We start from the raw sequence: 17,807 nt of genomic DNA on the forward strand, positions 1-17,807 counted from the left end.
TCACACTTTGGTTAGAGCCCTGCGTGACATCCAGAGGTTGCCCAGCGCAAACAGTGTCGTGATCTGCGCGGTGTTCTTCACCAATCCCCGGTACCGCGTCTTCGTATAACCAAACTGCTGCTTGAGCGTAAGCGGCTCGCGGCGGCCGTCGTAGACGGCTGCAGGGATCGGCATCAAAGTGATGTCCATCATTTTCGAAGTGATGGACACCACTTTGTCAGAGCCAACACAGAGGCCCGGCAGCCGTAAAGGTCGCCCGAACCATAATCCCGAATTCCGACGTCGCTTGGCGAAGGCAGCCTGCGAACCAGGGGTGTCAATCGCCCGGTTGGCCCGTGAGAACGGCTTGAACGCGAACCTCGTGTTCGCGTGGCGGCGCCGGTATCTGGCGGAACAGCAAGCCGAGCCGGTGCAACTCGTTCCGGTGGCGATCTTGAACGAGGCGTCATCGGTCGATGAACCTCCGGCGCCGCCAGAGCCAGAGATCGTGCGGCCGGCTGTGCCCGCTGGTTCAATCGAGGTTCGGATCGGCCGGGCAGTGGTTAAGGTCGACGGTATTGTCGACGCTGAGATGCTTCGAACGGTTTTGGAGAGCCTGCGCTCGTGATTTCTCTGCCAACAGGTACGCGTATCTGGCTTGTCGCGGGCATCACGGATATGCGCGATGCGGCTTCCAGGGCTTGGCTGCCAAGGTGCAAACAGCGCTTGAGGAGAACCCGCTGATATGTGACGGGTACCAATATGTGTCAGCAAGTCTCTTAGGCCTCCAACAGATCGCCACACCTTAAGTGTTTTCGAGGTACGGTGTCGTCGTTGCCGCCACATAATATTTGAGCTTTTACTCTCTCCTGACGCCGGGACGTTCCGGCGCATCATGCAAAGGAGAGAACGTCATGCTGGAGCTTTACTTCAAGTATCCAGGCGTCCTGGAACGCCTGCGCAGCGGCGCACTAGGTGGCGAGATGGACCGCATTGCCGCCCGTTTCTCGGAGATCGGCTACGCGCGAGCCTCAGCGCGAGTCTACCTCGACCGCATCGCCCGTTTTGGTCAGTTCGCGAGCAAGGTTGGTCATCGGGATAGTGCGGCGATTGATCAGGACCTTGTCGAGCGCTATCTGCTTGCAATTGAAGCACCGAGCGTCCGTGTCGGAGCCCAAACTGCGATACGCCATGTGCTTCGACTGCTGCAGGATCGACTCCCGGTAGCGCGTGAGCACAGGACCCCGGATCCCGACTGGCAATTGCTAGCCGCCTACGACGAGCACTTGTGCAAGGTTCGCGGGCTGCAGCCCAGAACTCGCCAGGGAAGGATACTGGCCGCGCGCCGCATGCTCGGATGGTACAGGGAGCATGTTCCTGGTCAATCACTGTCCGCAATGACGGGTGAGAATGTGTTGGCCCTCGTCAGTCACCTCCTGTCGCTAAGCATCAACGACTACACGAGATCGGCTACCGTCTCGCATGTTCGCTCCTTCCTCCGGTTCTTGCGTTGGGCAGGCCTCATTGAGGAGGAACTCGCCCGACTCGTGCCGCGGGTGCCATGTTGGCGGATGGCACATTTGCCGCCCCGACTGGCGTGGGAGGAGGTCAGGCGAGTAGTCGATGCAATTGACGTCACGGATCCTTCTGGTGTGCGCGACCGCGCCGTGCTGCTATTGCTCGCGACGACAGGGATACGTAGTCGGGAACTGCGATTACTCGAGCTTCAGGACATTCGATGGCGAGCTGGCGAAGTGGTCGTACGTCGCACCAAGGCGCGGCGGGACCGCGTCGTTCCTCTACTGGAGGAGGTGGGCGACGCGCTTGCGGAGTACGTGCTTCACGCCAGGCCAAAGACCCAGGCTCCACAGGTCTTCCTTTGCCACCGGCCACCCGCGCGTCCTCTCGGCAGCAGCTCCACGTTGGCCGCCCTCGTCCGTCGCCGGCTGGAGCGATGCGACCTGCAATCGCCACGAGCCGGCGCACACCTCCTGCGTCACAGCCTGGCAACCCAGTTGGTCGGACAGAAGCGCCCCATCAAGGAAGTCGCCGACCTGCTGGGCCATCGGAACATCGACACGACGGCAATCTACGTGAAAGTCGCGCTGCCGCAGCTAGCTATCGTTCCACTTCCATATCCAAGGGGTAAGTCATGAACGACTTCCCGCAAATGCTCGCCTCCAAACTGGAGGAGTACATCGAGCTTCGCCGGTCTCTGGGCTACGCCTTCCGCAAGCAAGCAGCAACGTTGCGCATCTTCCTGCGATACGTCGAAGACAGTGGAACTATGGGTCCGTTGACGCAGGAAATGGCGATCGCATTCGCTCTGTCGGTCGACGGGTCTGGCAACTGCCGCGCCCGTCGTTATGCAGTTCTCCGGCGCTTTGCGGAGTACCTCTCCGTATACGACACCCATACAGAGACCCTCGATTCGCATGTATTGCCACGGTCTCGCGCAGTAACACCACCGCGAATCCTCAATGACGTGGAGCTGGCAGCGCTCATGACGGAATCTCGGCATGTTTCTCCACACAGCGAGCAGCGAGGGCAAACCCTGGAGACGTTGGTAGGTCTGTTGGCCAGTACCGGCCTGCGCTCTGGCGAAGCGCTGCGCCTCGATCGAGCTGACGTGGATCTGGTCGAAGGCGTTCTCCAGGTGCGCAGAACCAAGTTCCGGAAGGACCGCCTTGTTCCGGTCTTCGTAAAGACCGTTGGCACCCACACGTCGTCGTCCATTGCCAGGCCGATGAACCAGCGAAACAAGAGGTTGTATTGCACCTGCTCCATCAGTTGGCGCTCCGAGCGGATGCTGTAGAGCACCTGGATCAGCATGGCTCGCAGCAATTTCTCCGGCGCGATGCTCGGCCGTCCGCCTTTTATGTCCGCCTCGTACATCTGGGCGAACAGTCGATCCATCTTCGCCAGCGCTTCGTTCGCCATCACGCGGATCGAACGCAACGGATGCGACTTCGGGACGAAGTCATCCAGCTTGCGCATGGAAAACAAACTCTCGGTAAACGTGTCAGCGCCGCGCATGATCTCCGAGGGCAAGTGGTTGTCCATCTATCAACGCTTCACGAACTCTGCGCGATGACGTCTTTCAGCGGTACTTCAGCAACCTGTTAATGCGTGACGTGATCGATGACCGAGAAGCTGGGTCCGGGTGTGGGAAAAGTACTCAAACGCTTGCATTACCCGCTGGACGTGATGTTGCTGTGGGTTCGGTGGTACGTGGCCTATGCGCTGAGCCTGCGTCATCTCGAACAGATGATGGCCGAGCGCGGGATTGCGGTCGATCATTCGACCGTTCATCGTTGGGCACTCAAACTGTTGCCGGTCCTGGAGAAGGCGTTTCGACGGCGCAAACGGACGGTCGGCAAGAGCTGGAGGATGGACGAGACCTACATTCGAATCAGGGGTGAGTGGCGGTATCTCTACCGGGCTGTCGACAAGGCAGGCAACACAGTTGATTTTCTGCTGCGAGCCCGACGGGACAAGGCTGCAGCCCGGTGCCTATTTCGAAAAAGCAACCGACCAGAATGGCGAACCCGAGACCGTGACGATCGACAAGAGCGGATCGAATCTGGCTGCCTTGCAAGCGATCAACGCCCCGCGGGATGTGCCGATCAAGGTCCGCCAGAAAAAGTACCTGAATAACATCATCGAACAGGATCATCGGGCGATCAAGCGCCGGACCCGATCCATGCTTGGATTCAAGAAATTTCGTTGTGCCCGCATCCTGTTGGGCGGCATCGAAGTTATGCACATGATCGTCAAGGGGCAGATGGACGATGGTGGTGTCGATCAGAATCCCGCACAGCAATTCTATTCACTGGCTGGATAACTAGGGAAGGTCTTATGTGGACGCCTCCCGGATTGCAAACAGTGTTGCGATTTTTGGCTTTCAGGTAAAGGCAGCACGCTTATGTCCGGCCCGTTTTCGCAGGTCGGTATGCGCCTGCAGGCCCTAATGGAATTAGCTGGCGAGGTCCTCATCTGCAAATCGAACACAATGGTTCATCTTCCCTATCGGGTTTTCCTCGCCCCGGTCCAACCTGTTAGCCATCATGCAGCACTTGCTTGCGCTCCTTGAGGAAGGTTTCAGGAAGCCGTCATAACGTGAAGTCTACGCAGCAGCGGGCGGTGAAGCCTGATAGCCCTGCGCTCGGGCAAGTACCGCCCAGATGGTTCGTGCCAGTTTGTTGGCGACAGCAGCAACGGCGACATTAAACGGTCTGCGCCTGAGCAGGCCGTCGATCCACGCCGATCGTGTGCCCTGGATGATGACCGAGCGGGCGCCGTGCATTAGCAGTGTGCGCAAATAGGTGTCGCCGCGTTTGCTCAGGCCCATCTGTCGTACCCGTCCACCCGTTCCCGTCTGCCTCGGCACCAGACCCAGCCAGGCGGCAAACTCACGGCCGGATTTGAACGTTCGCGCATCGCCGATAGATGCAACCGTCGCGGTGGCAGTGAGAAGGCCAACGCCAGGGATGTCGGCGACCTTCTGGCAGTCCCCGTTGTTACGAAAGGCGGTAGCGAGCCGCCGCTCAAGCACGGTGATTTCCTTGTCGGTGGCCTGAACGCGATTCCATTGCTCACGCAGGCTGTCGATCAGGATCCCTGGCAGACGTTCAGCGACCCCTGCAAGCGTGGCAGGGAATGCTTTGGCGAAGGCCCGATAACTCTCGGGCAGTGTTTCGCCGAACTCGTATAACAGGCCGCGCAACGCGTTGGTTTGCATGATGCGGAACTTCATGAGCTGGGCACGCATCCGATGTATCGCCAGGATGGCTTGCTGATCTTCACTCTTGATAGCAACAAAGCGCGCATCCGGCTGCTGCGCCGCTGTGCAGATGGCTCGGGCATCGGCCGCGTCGGTCTTGTTACGCAACACAAACGGCCGCACTGACCGCGCGGAGATGAGCCTCGCATCATGACCGAGCTGCTGCAACCGTCTCGCCCAGTCGTGTGCGCTGCCACAGGCTTCCATCACAACAACCGAAGGTGCGCGCCTGGCGAAGAACTCGAGAACCTGTGCACGCTTTAGCTTGAGTCTTTCGATCTGGCCGCTCTGCGGGTCGAGTGCATGAAGCTGGAATACCCGCTTGGCAATGTCCATTCCGATGAGGGTGGGTTTCATTTCCGGTTCTCCTTGACGCGCGGTTGACGAGCACCCTTACTTTGGCATACGCAGACCGACGCGTGCCAAGTCTCCCGCGCCCGGTCCGTCACTTCCACGACGGCCCGTTTCCGGGGGGAGGCGTCCATACCATCTGCAAAAGTCCTGGCATTGAAGACTGGTTCGCCTATCCTGGAAGATAGACACGTTCAAGGAGTTCGTCGATGACACAACTCGGTCTTGGTCTGGATCTTTCGACGAAACGCACGCGCAAGAGGGAATTTCTCGATGAGATGAGGCGCGTGGTGCCATGGTCGAGGTTGATTGCGTTGATCGAACCGCACTATCCGAAGGGTAAGACCGGAAGGCCGCCGTTTCCGGTTGCGACGATGCTGCAGATCCACTTCATGCAGCAGTGGTTTGGTCTGTCAGACCCGGCGATGGAAGAGGCGCTTTATGACGTGCCGCTGTATCGTGAGTTTGCGGGGCTGGGCGAAGGTATGACGCGTTTGCCGGACGAGAGCACGATTCTGCGGTTCCGTCACCTTCTCGAAACGCACGGTCTGGCCGCGCAGATGCTCGCGGTGGTTAATGAGTAATGAGATCCTGAGTGAAAAAGGCTTGATGTTGAAGGCAGGGTCAGCGGTCGATGCAACCTTGATTAGCGCACCCACTTCGACGAAGAACGGCTCTGGCAAACGAGACGCGGAGATGCACCAGACGAAGAAGGGAAATCAATGGTATTTCGGGATGAAAGCGCACGTGCGACCTGAAAGTCGCTTGAATTTCTGTCTAACTCAACGAGATGAGCGCTGTGATTAAACCGGTTGTTCCATCAACCGTTCCCTACCCAGACATGCGGAGCTGGTAACAGCTCGGTGTGAAGCTCTGGGGACAATGTAACCGCCGATTGATTTCGGTACGCCGACCCGTGAGGGAAGGCGGAATCTGCCAGCACAAGGGTGGTGAGGGGCTAGGGACGAGCGGTCACGACCAACATATGTGAACCTCTGTTAAACGTCGTCATCATTGTACAAGCCAAATGTGCTGACAGGCTTGAGCCAAAATGGCGCGCGGCAAGGCATGGCCTTTGTGTGTTGGGCCATCGCAACAACATGCCGCCGGCGGATAGGAGGGGTCCGCCCCGCTCTGAAATTCATGCGGAACAGGGTAAGCCCGTAGTGCTGCCGGCAACGGCAGGCGGACCGCGAGGGACGCTGTTAGCGCTGCGGGTAGAGGATTGCGGAAAAAGCGAACGCCTGGCTGTAATGGCCGGGATACGGGCTGAAACATCGCCCGACGCGAAAGCGGGCTGACTTCCGCGTGGTCATTCATGGCGAGAGAACTTGATTAATCGTTATACGAGGGAAGGCAGATGACGGCAACTGGGGGCACTGCGCAAGCAGAGGCAATCGGGGCTGGTGCACTCTCGCGCCCCACCGAGATGTGGCTTCTGGCTGATTGGCCTCGCATCAAGGATGAGGTGAAACGACTCCAGGTGCGTATCGCCAAGGCAACCAAGGAAGGCAGATGGGGCAAGGTAAAGGCCCTGCAGCGTCTGCTGACCCGCTCGCACAGCGGCAAGATGCTAGCCGTGAAGCGAGTGACTGAGAATCGCGGCAAGAGAACGCCAGGTGTCGATGGCAAGCTCTGGTTGACCCCGGCGGCCAGATGGAAAGGGATGGAAGCAATGCAACACCACGGTTATCGTGCGTTGCCGCTTCGACGCGTCTACATCCCCAAGAGCAATGGCAAGAAGCGTCCGCTCGGAATTCCCCGCATGCTGTGCAGAGCAATGCAGGCACTATGGAAGCTCGCGTTGGAGCCCATCGCGGAGACCCTGGCGGATCCAAACTCGTACGGGTTCCGGCCCGGACGTTCGACTGCCGATGCTATCGAATGCTGCTTTACCACTCTAGCCAAGCGCAAGTCGCCGGAGTGGGTTCTGGAGGGAGACATTCGTGGCTGTTTCGATAATTTTAGCCACGACTGGATTCTTCAACACATTCCGATGGATAAGGAAGTCCTGCGACGATGGCTGAAGGCCGGATTTATCGACGAAGGAACCCTGTTCGCGACTGAGGCTGGGTCACCGCAAGGGGGCATCATCTCGCCTGTCATCGCGAATATGACGCTGGACGGACTGGAAGCGGTAGTAGATGCAAGCGTGGGACCGACGGAACGCGCACGCCGAAAGTTCAAGATCAACGTCAACCGGTATGCGGACGACTTCGTTGTGACCGGAGTGTCGAAGGAAATTCTGGAACAGAACGTACTCCCTGCAGTCAAGCAATTCCTGGCTGTTCGGGGTCTGGAACTCTCGGAAGAGAAAACCAGAGTCACCCATATTGCCGATGGGTTCGATTTCCTTGGGCAGAATGTCCGCAAGTACGCGGGCAAGCTGCTCATCAAACCGGCCAACAAAAGTGTGAAGGCACTTCTGGAGAAGGTGAGGGAAATCGTGAGGCAGCACCGGAGCGCCACACAGCGGAATCTGATCGTACAGCTCAACCCAGTGATTCGCGGCTGGGCCATGTATCACCGTCATGTGGTCTCAAAAGCTCATTTTACGTCGATAGATGCTCACATCTGGCGCCTCTTGTGGAAATGGGCGATGCGTCGGCACCCCACGAAAGGCGCGGGCTGGGTGAAACACAAATACTTCCACGTAGAGGGGAACCGTACCTGGGCGTTTACTGCCCGGTCCGAAGCCCACGGGGTAACCCGGCTGTTCCGGGCTGCGGCGGTTCCGATTGTTCGTCACGTGAAGGTACGTGGCCAGGCCAATCCGTTTGACCCTGCGTGGTCGTCCTACTTTGCCCGTCGCCGCGCCGCGACTGACGATTGATTGCCCGGTACCAACACTGGTGCTGGTGAATGGCTTGAGCCGGATGCGGGGCGACTTGCACGTCCGGTTCTTAGGGGAGCGCGTGCTGGCAACAGCACGCGCTTACCCGACATCGGAGTGGACGCAGAGTCGGGTCTGGTCCACACCGTCATTGGTACGGCGGCCAACGTCCACGACATCAATGCGGCCGAAGCGCTGTTGCACGGCCAGGAAAAGGATGTGTACGCTGACGCCGGATATCAGGGTATTGAGAAGCGCCGTCAGGCGAACCCGGTACGCTGGCATGTCGCGATGCGACCAGGCAAGCGTCGACAACTGGACCTGAACAATCGTCTGGACGCGATATACAACCAGATTGAGCGTCTGAAGGCTGGCGTGCGCGCCAAGGTTGAACATCCGTTTCGCGTGCTCAAGCAGCAGTTTGGTTATACGAAGACGCGGTACCGGGGATTGGTGAAGAACACCGCGCAGATCACGACACTGTTTGCGCTGGGCAACCTCTGGATGTCACGCAGGGCTCTAACCAAAGTGTGAAACTCTCGGGTCAGGCGGTGAGTCTCGGAAAACGAAGATCATCATGCTTCAAAGGCCGGACGACCAACCTGCCAGCAGGCGCTTACGGCTGATACGCTCAACGCGAAAAAAGATCAGCGCTCTGAAAGCGTGTTGTGCAGACCTTCCCTAGTCCGTATCGTATTGGGACATTACTAACCTCTCATTCTTACCGCGACAGAACCCTTGAGCGACGACCGATCAAACTCGCTTGTCAAAACGGTAGTTTTTTACCGATCAGGGAACCTACCGATATGTCGCGAACTGGACAACCTTCGCCGCAGATGTGGGCTTTGTCGGACCCACAACAAATGGCTGTTTAGCCGGAGGCCCACCGTGTACTATTCAAGCATTGTTATACAAGCGGAAAGCTTTTTGGGCCCTTATCTGTAATTGGCGCGATTGTTGCTCTTCTGTGCTGGCAGGCCGTGTCGGATCTGCATGTCGAAGGTTCATTCTTATTTTTAGTCGGGGTCTCTTCGTGACCTGCCGTTCGGATTGCAATTTTGTTAACAAGGATAGACGATCTCTGGTGTCGGCAGAGAAAACAGCACAATTCGTACAAGGACGATCTGTCGCTCAAAAAAGCAGTCGGCTGCCAGAAACCGATCGCCATCACAAAGCGATCTGTTCTTCTTAATCTGGCCATCTTGACGATGGTGGCGCGCTGGGGGAAACGACGAAGAACAGCGCCTTCCATATGCGGTCATCGTACAGGGTTGACAGCGGAGATTTCAAGTGTCTGAGCATGGATCATCTTTCGCAAACTTGAAGGGCGATCTTTCCTTCTTCTTTTCAATCTGGGTTGGGCAACTGCTCGTAGTTGCCTACTCTGTCTCCGACGCTCTTATCGTCGGCAACAGAAAGCCAGATCTACTCAGCGGCTTGGCATTGGGAAACGCGATTTACGGTCCGCTTATTGTTACCATGACCGCGTTTTTTTCTGCGATCACCATCAAAGCCACGAGGGCCATAGCGGAGGAGTCCATTGGAACACTAAAGAACATCGCTTACTATGGTTTTACGTCGGGATTTTTTGTTGCTGCATTCCTCTTTCTTGTTCTGAAGTATTTTTCGACAATCCATCATTGGTCAAATCAACCGTCTTATTCAGTAGTCGCAGCCCGAGATTATCTTGACGCTCTCACGTTCAGTGCATTGCCGGCCACTCTCTTTCGCTTGATCGCCTGCATCGCGAACTCGGTTCGAGCCACAATATATATTTCCCTACTGCAGGCTATCGGCTTGATAGCAAAAGTTACTCTGTCTCTGGCGCTGGTCGACGGTCCACACTTCCACCTTGGCCTAATTGGTTGTGGACTATCGACCACCATCGCCTTCTATATTATGTGCATATCCGCTACACTACTATTCTTCTTCGATAGACGGTTTACCATGTTCCGATTTAATTTTATTTTATCTCGGGAACCAACTGAGTTGGTGTCTCTCTTGAAGACTGGTGTGCCCATTGCATTTTCGGCGCTTTCCGAAGTTGCAGCGTTCGGATACATGGCCATATTGATAAGTAAGTTCGGCGCCAACCAACTAAATGCGCATCAAATCGTCTATAATTTATATAATGTCGGATACACGTTGATCTTTTCCATGGCAATTTTAATTTCCGTTAAAATAAGCTACGCGTTCGGGCTTGATGGATCAAGTGGGGCGGACCGCAAAGCAAGAACGGCGATTTTCATCGCGATGGTAGTCGGCCTTTCACTTGCCGTTTTATATATGCTTCTTGGCTCCGCGGCCTTCCGACTTCACACGGCAGATGAGAAAATTTTGGCGGCCTCAAATAAAGTTCTTATCTACCTTTCATTAGTGATTTTCGTCGACTGCGTTCAAACCGGTGCCGCGGCGGCTTTGCGTGCGCTTGGTATTAATGTGTTTCCTGCGCTTATGCAGATAATTAGCCTCTGGATAGGTGTTGCGATTTTGGGAGATGCGTTCGCGACGCATCGGCTTCGGCTCGGTGGAGTGGACCTAGTCTCAGGAACTGGGGTCTGGTGTGGCGTCTTTCTCGGTCTGCTACCGAGCGCACTAATAATGTCACTCGTTGCGGTAGGTGGCGGAAAGGCACTTCTAAGGCATCTTCAACGAATCAGTGAGCGGTGTACCAAATAATGCGCAGTGCGTTAAACGGGTACGAAGACGAAAGTACACTTGAGGTCACCAAAGTAATTGTTTTACCCTGCGAATTATAGGAGAGAGAAAACTGCGCAGCCGGTTGTATGTCGCGGTTCGTTCCTAGACGAATCCTTGTCGCGTGCGACGCAAGCAAAGCGTTGCCTGCTGGTGTTCGTCGTCCTTGCCTGGCAAGAAACGCATGCTGGGCCGGGTCACCGCCTCACAGATGGGCAGCATCCGCTGCGTCGTTCTTGCCGCGTTTGCCAGACATCCGATACGGCGCGACCAACTTTGGTGCCATCAACTTCACCGTATAGCCATGCGGGAATACACGTGCCCAATGATGCGCGCCCGAGCAGGCCTCAATGCCGATCTCAGACAAGGCAGCAACTGCGCGATCACCACTATCAGTTGGTCACGCATTACGCGAGATTTGCTTAACATCGCCTTGCCGGCCTCATCCACCTCCATGGATGGCAAAGACGTTTTTCGTGTTTCCGACGGTAACGGGAGAGGCATGGACTTCCTTTTTCCGCAGCCTCGGGACGGGGAAGTCCACAACCGAACGCTGGAGAGGACGACCCTTATACTTACTGAGGTTGCGGATCACGTGAGGCTTCTTTTGCCGACGACGCAGATGACAGCGAACGCCGTCGATCATCTCCGCCTTGCTGGCGCTTCGATTCTTGCCGAGCGCATTGGTCTTCACGTCCTGATTGAGCAGCTCGTCCGGATTGAGCTCAGGGTAATATCCCGGCAGTTGAATCAGACGCAGACGTTGACCATGAACGGCGACGAATCGCCTGACTGCCTTAGACCGATGCACGGGATGGCCGTCAACTATCAGATCTTGTGCGCGGCCTGTTTGAGCATGCGCTTGCGCTTCAGAGATTCGATGAGCGTGACGTTCCTGAACTTGCCCTCGAAGACCATGAAGTTCAATGCTCCTCGGTTGGTGATAGCCGAGATCATATTGCAGCCGAAGCTTTGTCCCGTCGCGCGCACAACTGGCGTTTGCCCCTTGAGTGCGAAGCTCGTGCCGCCGATGTGATCACTACGCAACCCCATTTCGTCACCCCAGTAGATCGTCGCCTTCTTCTGCTTCGCCTCTTTCGCGATCTGCGGATAGTCTTCGTTCAGCCAGCGCGCGATGCTCGCACCGTTTCTCTCATAGGCTCGCCGTACCGGCTTATAGGCACTCATGCCCCACGCCTTCAGGTATCGACCGACCGTCCACGCAGACACCTTGATGCCATACTCCCGCTCGATGAGCTGCGCCACCGATTCGCGAGTTCGCAGGTAGAACGGCAACGCCAGCTGATCCGGCATCCGTTCGAGGATCAGCTTGCGGATTCTCACGGCCTGCCGATGATCCAGCCGGCCACTTCCCGGCCAACGCCCACGCTTGCCTGGCCTGAGCGATCTCAAGCCGCCTTCTCGCGAGCGCTTCATCCAGTTGCCTATCGCTCGCAGGCTCACCCCGAATGTGTGAGCCGCCGCAGTTTGCGTCATTTCACCAACCACCGCTTGCACCACCATTTTTCTCAGGTGCGCCTGCGTGGCTCCGTCGACGTTTCGAGCATCAGTTTTCGTCTTCACACCCGTTTTACGCACTATTGGTGCACCGGTCAGTAAGTCAACAATTGAAGCCCTGCGGGCCGTCTGCAGGATCTTGCGGGACTTGATTGAGCGATTGAGCAGCAAACTCGGATGGATGGACAGTGCAGACCAGCGGGCATGTTGTTGTCTGCTACGTACGAAGCCGGCCCCCGATGCATTCTGGATCATCGTGCACTGCGGGCCCGCGGGATTGAGTGTCATGTCATCGATCCCGCGAGCATCCCTGTCGAACGCCACTGGCGACGCGCTAAGGCAGATCTGCTCGATGGGATTGGTCTGACCAACGGTGTGCAAGGCTGGACGCTCGCGCCGCCCTTCATGCAACGTAACCCTTCCATCTGGCTGCCGCAAGCTAAGTTGGGCAGTAACACGCGTTGCACTTGCTAACGCTTGTTCGCGATGGCTACGAACTCCTCGCGATGAAGAGAAGTGGTGATCATAAGGCTCACGCAACGCTTGCCTTCGCAGAGAGGTCCATTCGAAGATCCAGCCACCTAGCCGCACGCCCCGTCGGTTTGTGGGGGGCGACAATTATGTTGGCCGGTCGTTGACGTTTGTTTTGGCCGGTGGTGAGGAGTCGGAGGCGGCGTAGCCGCCGGAGACGACGAACCACCGGCGGCGCCGCGTCGGCGGGGCAATAGGATGGCTGATCGATTCTTAAAGAAGAAGCGGTCAGCACATGTCTGGAACCCGCATCACCGACCAACAGGTTCGCCTCTACATGAACAAGCGCAAACACCATCCGCAGGAACTCGCGGCCGCGAAGGCAGGAATAAGCGTACGCAGCGCACGCCGCATCGAGCGTGACGCGACGTTGCCGTCCCAGAAGCCGCGGCGCTCCTGGCGCACCCGTCCCGATCCGTTTGCCGATGTCTGGGACAGCGAGGTCGTGCCGTTGCTGCGCAATGCCCCTCATCTGATGGGCATCACGATCCTGCGCAAGCTGCAGGATGATCACCCGGGTCGCTATCCCGACAGCATGCGTCGCACGCTGGAACGACGCATTTCTCAATGGCGGGCGCTCGAAGGTCCCAGCCAGGAGATCTTCTTCCCCCAGGAGCATCAGCCCGGCGTGCGCGGGCTGTCCGACTTCACCGATATGAGCAAGCTGTGCGTGACGATCGGCGGCGCACCGTTCGAGCACCGGCTGTATCACTTCGTACTGGCATTCTCGCGCTGGGAGTACGCCTGCGTGGTCGAGGGCGGCGAGAGCTTCGAAGCCCTCGCCAACGGCTTGCAGAATGCTCTGTGGCAGGCGGGAGGTTGCCCGCGCGAGCATCGCACCGACAGTCTCTCTGCCGCCTTCAAGAACCTGAGTGAGAAGGAGGACTTCACGACCCGTTACAAGGCGCTGCTCGATCACTACGAGATGCAGGGCACGCGCAACAATCGCGGCCTGGGTCACGAGAACGGAAGCGTCGAATCCTCGCACCGGTATCTCAAGGACGCAGTCGATCAAGCCCTGATGCTGCGTGGCCATCGCGACTTCGTTGACCGTGCCGCCTACGACGAATTCATCCGCGAACAGGTGATGCGCCGAAACCGGCGCTGCGCCGCCGCGTTCCGTATCGAGCGCCAGCAGCTTCAGGATCTGCCGGAGTACCGTACCACTGACTTCGCCGAGGAGGAGGCTCCTTGACCCGCTGCAGCACGTTCACGGTGCGGGGCATCCTCTACAGTGCGCCGTCGCGCCTGATTGGTCACCGGCTGAAGGTGCGCGTCTACGGCGACCGGCTCGACTGTTACCTGTCCGGCGTACTGGTGCACAGCACCGCTCGGGGCTCACGTGCGCACGACAACCGCCACGCGCTTGATTACCGCCACTTCATTGACTCCCTGAAGCGCAAACCCCAGGCATTCAAGGGGCTCGCGTTTCGTGACGCCCTGTTCCCGCGCGAGGCGTACCGCAGAACCTGGGAACAACTCGATGCGCGCCTGTCTCAGCGCGACGCATGCAAGACGATGGTCGGCCTGCTAGAGCTTGCAGGCCTGCACGGCGTGGAGGCCGTACTGGCCGCGCAGCTTGATGTGTTGCTGGAAACCGGCGAGCTTCCCGATCTCAAGGCGCTGCGTGAACAGTACGCACCCCGTGAGGCCCAGTGCCCCGATGTCGAAGTTCAGATGCCGCCCGTTGCCGTCTATGACGAACTGCTCGAGAAGGTGGCAGCATGAACGCGCCCGCGCATGATGGTGGCCGCCTGGCCCTGATGCTCAACGATCTGCGTTTGCCAACGATCGGCAGGTTGTGGCCCGAGTTCGCCGAGCGTTCGGACAAGGAAGCCTGGCCGGCCGCACGCCTGCTCGGCGCACTGCTAGAGCACGAGCTGGCCGAACGCGCCAAACGACGCATCGAGCGGCACCGTACCGAGTCGCATCTGGACCCGACCAAGACGCTCGCCACCTTCGACTTCGGCGCCGTGCCGATGGTCTCAAAAGCGCATGTCACGGCGCTGGCCACCGGAGAGTCATGGCTGGAGAAAGGCGCCACGGTTCTCCTGTTCGGCCCGCCTGGGGTTGGAAAAAGCCACCTGGGTTCGGCTATTGGTCATGCATTGATCGACGTCGGCTACCGCGTGCTGTTCACGCGTACCAGCGAGCTCGTCCAGAAGCTGCAGGCCGCGCGCCAGAGCCTGCAGTTGCCTTCCGCACTGGCCAAGCTCGATCGCTTCGATTTGATCATCCTCGACGACCTGTCGTATGCCCGCAAGGACCAGGCCGAAACCAGCGTTCTGTTCGAGCTGATTGCCGAGAGGTATGAGCGAAAAAGTCTTCTGATAACTGCAAACCAACCGTTCTCTGGCTGGAATGACGTGTTCCCCGACCCCGGCATGACGGTCGCCGCCATCGACCGGCTTGTGCATCACTCGACGATCTTCGAACTCAACGTCGAAAGCTACCGCCGCCGCAAGGCCGGCGACAAACAGAATGCACGGCGGCGTCAATTCCACGACGATAACCCTGCAAATCCGTTCAGCGGCCAGTTGCCTGACGACGGCAACGTTGCGCAGTAACGATGAGCGTCAACCTCAATGATCACGCAACGACAACTATGAAGGAGCAACGTCAAATATGACCTGATACCGAACGACAACTACCCCGTTGACCGGCCAAAATAGTTGTCGTTGACCGGCCGTGCTGCTTGACGCTCTCTAGTTTGCCCTTTTGCCCGATAGCCAAACTGATTAAGTATTGTTTCGGACGTTCTTTTCCCGACAACGTCGGACAGACGACAATTCCTATCATGGATATCGTGTCGAAATCTACGGAGTTCCATATGGCACGACACGTGCTTTACTGCAAGAGGACCTGTCCACGACTTAGGAGAAGCCCTTGTCATCCCCAAACCCTATAGCAAGCTACACAGTGGCCAAACTGCCAGTGGATCAACTTCGGCCAAGCGAGAAGATCAATGTGCCACGTGCTTGGACATTGCTCAAATCGATCGCGGAAATTAAGCGCTGGACTACACCAATTTTAGTCGAACACCGCCACTTCATTATTATGGATGGTCACCACCGCCACTTTTGTGCAAAGGAACTAGGCCTCTCGCTTGTACCGTGTATCTTGCTTTCCTACGATGACCCAAACTTGGATGTGACCTACTGGGCCAATCCTGAACCCGTTCCCATTGACGACATTATCGAAGCTGGTCTATCCGGGAAATTGATGAGTTTCAAGACTACCCGACACAAGTTGAAAGTTACGTTGCCGGGTTGTGCATTCGAACTCGATGACCTCAGGTGAGCTGCCGTCGCTAGTCAAGGACACTCTGTCGGCGAGCCAGAAACTTTATTCGGCATTGCATTCGCAACTCGATCCACAGGTAATCGGATATGCGGATTAGCGTGCAAGACCGCATCGGAATCACATTGGGGACCTCTGGAGAATTACAGACATTCCCAATGGCGGAATGGATGTGCCAGATCTGTGGTGTTTGTCACGCTCAGATCACGAGTAAGAAATTCAAACGATCTTTGCTCCTCTTCGGAGGCGAAATGCAATGTTATTCAATTTGTCTAGCATCGTTTCGCATATGAAATTAATTTGTATGACTTTTGTTCTCGGAGTTGTATGCCCATGATCGATTCGGCTATTCCGCGGCGCGCTCAACCTGCGCCACGCCACAAATTGCGCGTCAATTCCCGACGCAGATGTCCTCTGTCATGCATCGTCCGATGGCATAGCTGGCAATCCGACGAGGCGTTTTTGCGCCCGGTCTCGCTGCCTGCATCAAAACCGCTACCTACTACCCGATGTATTGCAACTACAACTCATTCCATCGAATTCTCTTACTCGAAAAAGATCACCACCATCCGTTTGAATCGCACATCTGTTACCCGATGGAGCTCAAACGGGAATGGAATAAGAATAGGAACAGAATAATGATCGTAAATAGCATACTCGATACCATCGGGCAGACACCACTGCTACACATTCCTCTACGTGGAGGTGAAATCAGTCTTTATCTTAAGCTCGAGATGTTCAACCCGTCTGGATCAATGAAAGATCGCATGGCGCTGAGCATGGTCGACAATCGATCAATTACCTCAAGCGAAGATATTGTTGACATCGTCGAATCTTCGTCAGGCAATACCGCCAGTGCGTTGGCCATGATCTCGGCTGTGCGGAGAATCAAGTTCACAGCTCTTATGGACACTCATGCAAGCCTTGAGAAAATCCTTACGGTTCGTGCATTCGGAAGCAACGTCAGGGTCGTTGGCAGCGGCGACGGTGCACTAGCCACTGACATGCGCGATCGGGAAGCGATGCGAATCTCTATCGAAGAAGGGTCCTATTGGACTGAACAGCACAACAACCCTGCAAATCCAGCTGGGTATGTTGGACTGGCAGCTGAATTGCTCGACGACCTCGGCCCGACAATTTCCCATTTTGTGTGCGCTATCGGTACTGGTGGGTCACTATGTGGTTCCGCACGTCAACTGCGAATGCATATTCCTCGACTTCAAGTGATTGGCGTGGAGCCTGTCGGAAGTGTCATCTTTGGTGGGCAGAGCGGGCATTATCGCCAGTCAGGCACTGGCACACCTGAAGGAGCCGATGTAGGCATGGCGATTGACTACGACGTAATAGATGCAGGCCGCAAAGTGAGCGACGAGATGGCCTTCTCGACTTGCCACTATTTGGCTCAGCGGCACGGGTTATTGGTTGGTGGATCGGCGGGGGGGGCGATCTATGAGGCGCTCAATGTGGCTCGGCAAGCGCCGATAGGATCGCGGATCGTCACACTTGCGTGCGACAGTGGTACCAAATATTTGGACACTGTTTTCAACCAAGATTGGCTGTCGGCTCACGAGATCCAAATCTTTGACCTTGAAGAGAATTTCGGCGAACTTCTCGCCAACGTTCCGGTTGCAGCAAACCGCGTAACGAAGACGTAGTCCGTTGAACCAGATGAATTGCGCCGGATTCGCCGCGATGGATCGGAGTACTTCCATTTCAATGGGAGTGCTTGCTTATTGTATTGAAGTATGTACCGCATGAGCTTTTTGTCGAGATCCCTGGTGCTGGTGAATACGCCACGCGCAATGACGTCGCGCT

General features: G+C 56.9%; 12 protein-coding genes and 9 pseudogenes. 14 read left to right on the forward strand and 7 right to left on the reverse strand.

Features of this window, described 5'->3' with window-relative positions; genetic code table 11:
- Nucleotides 1–126: pseudogene (locus AB4Y35_RS41765) on the reverse strand (IS5/IS1182 family transposase); the annotation flags it as partial.
- Between the two features lie 76 nt (nucleotides 127–202).
- Between AB4Y35_RS41765 and AB4Y35_RS41770 the strand changes: the two are divergent.
- The 3 genes from AB4Y35_RS41770 to AB4Y35_RS41780 all read left to right on the forward strand — a co-directional run bounded on the left by AB4Y35_RS41770 (nucleotide 203) and on the right by AB4Y35_RS41780 (nucleotide 2,794).
- On the forward strand, nucleotides 203–607 hold the full coding sequence (locus AB4Y35_RS41770) for a transposase (RefSeq protein WP_368708788.1): 405 nt from the start codon (nucleotides 203–205) through the stop codon (nucleotides 605–607).
- A gap of 286 nt (nucleotides 608–893) precedes the next feature.
- Entirely contained in the window at nucleotides 894–2,135 is a 1,242-nt protein-coding gene (locus AB4Y35_RS41775) for a tyrosine-type recombinase/integrase (RefSeq protein ID WP_368692966.1), read from the forward strand.
- A 347-nt stretch (nucleotides 2,136–2,482) separates the two neighbouring features.
- On the forward strand, nucleotides 2,483–2,794 hold the full coding sequence (locus tag AB4Y35_RS41780; protein ID WP_368708789.1) for a tyrosine-type recombinase/integrase: 312 nt from the start codon (nucleotides 2,483–2,485) through the stop codon (nucleotides 2,792–2,794).
- Here AB4Y35_RS41780 and AB4Y35_RS41785 read toward each other — a convergent pair.
- Nucleotides 2,677–2,928, reverse strand: a pseudogene (locus tag AB4Y35_RS41785) (transposase); the annotation flags it as partial. The gene AB4Y35_RS41780 and the pseudogene AB4Y35_RS41785 sit on opposite strands and share 118 nt — an antisense overlap.
- Here AB4Y35_RS41785 and AB4Y35_RS41790 point away from each other — a divergent pair.
- A complete protein-coding gene (locus tag AB4Y35_RS41790; protein ID WP_368692964.1) occupies nucleotides 2,810–3,073 on the forward strand; it encodes a hypothetical protein in 264 nt (87 codons plus the stop codon). The pseudogene AB4Y35_RS41785 and the gene AB4Y35_RS41790 sit on opposite strands and share 119 nt — an antisense overlap.
- 47 nt (nucleotides 3,074–3,120) lie before the next feature.
- Nucleotides 3,121–3,823 (forward strand): IS6 family transposase gene (locus AB4Y35_RS41795; protein ID WP_368708785.1). Its coding sequence is split into 2 segments (ribosomal slippage): nucleotides 3,121–3,492 and nucleotides 3,494–3,823, totalling 702 coding nucleotides; the frame shifts between segments, so codons are not numbered across the junction.
- A gap of 282 nt (nucleotides 3,824–4,105) precedes the next feature.
- Here the strand turns inward: AB4Y35_RS41795 and AB4Y35_RS41800 are convergent.
- Nucleotides 4,106–5,119 carry an IS110 family transposase gene (locus tag AB4Y35_RS41800; RefSeq protein WP_368692981.1) on the reverse strand — a complete coding sequence of 338 codons (1,014 nt, stop codon included), beginning with the start codon at nucleotides 5,117–5,119 and terminating at the stop codon, nucleotides 4,106–4,108.
- A 203-nt stretch (nucleotides 5,120–5,322) separates the two neighbouring features.
- Between AB4Y35_RS41800 and AB4Y35_RS41805 the strand changes: the two are divergent.
- From AB4Y35_RS41805 to AB4Y35_RS41820, 4 genes and pseudogenes are all read left to right on the forward strand, one after another.
- A pseudogene (locus AB4Y35_RS41805) lies at nucleotides 5,323–5,863 on the forward strand (IS5 family transposase); the annotation flags it as partial.
- Between the two features lie 610 nt (nucleotides 5,864–6,473).
- Complete coding sequence (gene ltrA, locus AB4Y35_RS41810) at nucleotides 6,474–7,946, forward strand: group II intron reverse transcriptase/maturase (RefSeq protein WP_368692968.1); 1,473 nt, start codon at nucleotides 6,474–6,476, stop codon at nucleotides 7,944–7,946.
- A 111-nt stretch (nucleotides 7,947–8,057) separates the two neighbouring features.
- A pseudogene (locus tag AB4Y35_RS41815) lies at nucleotides 8,058–8,480 on the forward strand (transposase); the annotation flags it as partial.
- 756 nt (nucleotides 8,481–9,236) lie between these two features.
- Nucleotides 9,237–10,625: an MATE family efflux transporter gene (locus AB4Y35_RS41820; RefSeq protein WP_368692953.1), complete on the forward strand. Its 1,389-nt coding sequence runs from the start codon at nucleotides 9,237–9,239 to the stop codon at nucleotides 10,623–10,625.
- A gap of 126 nt (nucleotides 10,626–10,751) precedes the next feature.
- Here the strand turns inward: AB4Y35_RS41820 and AB4Y35_RS41825 are convergent.
- The 3 genes and pseudogenes from AB4Y35_RS41825 to AB4Y35_RS41835 all read right to left on the reverse strand — a co-directional run.
- Nucleotides 10,752–11,166, reverse strand: a pseudogene (locus tag AB4Y35_RS41825) (IS110 family transposase); the annotation flags it as partial.
- A gap of 183 nt (nucleotides 11,167–11,349) precedes the next feature.
- Nucleotides 11,350–11,454, reverse strand: a pseudogene (locus AB4Y35_RS41830) (transposase); the annotation flags it as partial.
- Between the two features lie 17 nt (nucleotides 11,455–11,471).
- Complete coding sequence (locus AB4Y35_RS41835) at nucleotides 11,472–12,449, reverse strand: IS630 family transposase (RefSeq protein WP_368708786.1); 978 nt, start codon at nucleotides 12,447–12,449, stop codon at nucleotides 11,472–11,474.
- Here AB4Y35_RS41835 and AB4Y35_RS41840 point away from each other — a divergent pair.
- From AB4Y35_RS41840 to AB4Y35_RS41860, 5 genes and pseudogenes are all read left to right on the forward strand, one after another.
- Nucleotides 12,417–12,527 (forward strand): annotated as a pseudogene (locus AB4Y35_RS41840) (IS110 family transposase); the annotation flags it as partial. The gene AB4Y35_RS41835 and the pseudogene AB4Y35_RS41840 overlap by 33 nt on opposite strands.
- A gap of 400 nt (nucleotides 12,528–12,927) precedes the next feature.
- Nucleotides 12,928–14,420: pseudogene (istA, locus tag AB4Y35_RS41845) on the forward strand (IS21 family transposase).
- Nucleotides 14,417–15,259 (forward strand): IS21-like element helper ATPase IstB, encoded by an 843-nt coding sequence (istB, locus tag AB4Y35_RS41850; RefSeq protein ID WP_368708787.1) that lies wholly within the window; start codon nucleotides 14,417–14,419, stop codon nucleotides 15,257–15,259. Before istA ends, istB begins: the two are co-directional and overlap by 4 nt.
- A gap of 319 nt (nucleotides 15,260–15,578) precedes the next feature.
- Nucleotides 15,579–15,992, forward strand: coding sequence for a ParB N-terminal domain-containing protein (locus tag AB4Y35_RS41855; RefSeq protein ID WP_368692969.1), 414 nt, complete (start codon nucleotides 15,579–15,581; stop codon nucleotides 15,990–15,992).
- 638 nt (nucleotides 15,993–16,630) lie between these two features.
- Nucleotides 16,631–17,647, forward strand: coding sequence for a PLP-dependent cysteine synthase family protein (locus AB4Y35_RS41860; protein WP_368692970.1), 1,017 nt, complete (start codon nucleotides 16,631–16,633; stop codon nucleotides 17,645–17,647).
- On the opposite strand, the pseudogene AB4Y35_RS41865 reads toward AB4Y35_RS41860, so the two are convergent.
- Nucleotides 17,647–17,807, reverse strand: a pseudogene (locus AB4Y35_RS41865) (IS630 family transposase); the annotation flags it as partial. The gene AB4Y35_RS41860 and the pseudogene AB4Y35_RS41865 sit on opposite strands and share 1 nt — an antisense overlap.

The organism is Paraburkholderia sp. EG286A (assembly GCF_040965375.1).
GTDB lineage: Bacteria > Pseudomonadota > Gammaproteobacteria > Burkholderiales > Burkholderiaceae > Paraburkholderia.

Bases quoted from the DNA above. Each gene is read 5' to 3' on its own strand.
- AB4Y35_RS41770 (WP_368708788.1), top strand. From the start codon at position 203: ATGGACACCACTTTGTCAGAGCCAACACAGAGGCCCGGCAGCCGTAAA.
- AB4Y35_RS41775 (WP_368692966.1), top strand. From the start codon at position 894: ATGCTGGAGCTTTACTTCAAGTATCCAGGCGTCCTGGAACGCCTGCGC.
- AB4Y35_RS41780 (WP_368708789.1), top strand. From the start codon at position 2,483: ATGACGGAATCTCGGCATGTTTCTCCACACAGCGAGCAGCGAGGGCAA.
- AB4Y35_RS41790 (WP_368692964.1), top strand. From the start codon at position 2,810: ATGGCTCGCAGCAATTTCTCCGGCGCGATGCTCGGCCGTCCGCCTTTT.
- AB4Y35_RS41800 (WP_368692981.1), bottom strand. From the start codon at position 5,119: ATGAAACCCACCCTCATCGGAATGGACATTGCCAAGCGGGTATTCCAG.
- ltrA (WP_368692968.1), top strand. From the start codon at position 6,474: ATGACGGCAACTGGGGGCACTGCGCAAGCAGAGGCAATCGGGGCTGGT.
- AB4Y35_RS41835 (WP_368708786.1), bottom strand. From the start codon at position 12,449: ATGACACTCAATCCCGCGGGCCCGCAGTGCACGATGATCCAGAATGCA.
- istB (WP_368708787.1), top strand. From the start codon at position 14,417: ATGAACGCGCCCGCGCATGATGGTGGCCGCCTGGCCCTGATGCTCAAC.
- AB4Y35_RS41860 (WP_368692970.1), top strand. From the start codon at position 16,631: ATGATCGTAAATAGCATACTCGATACCATCGGGCAGACACCACTGCTA.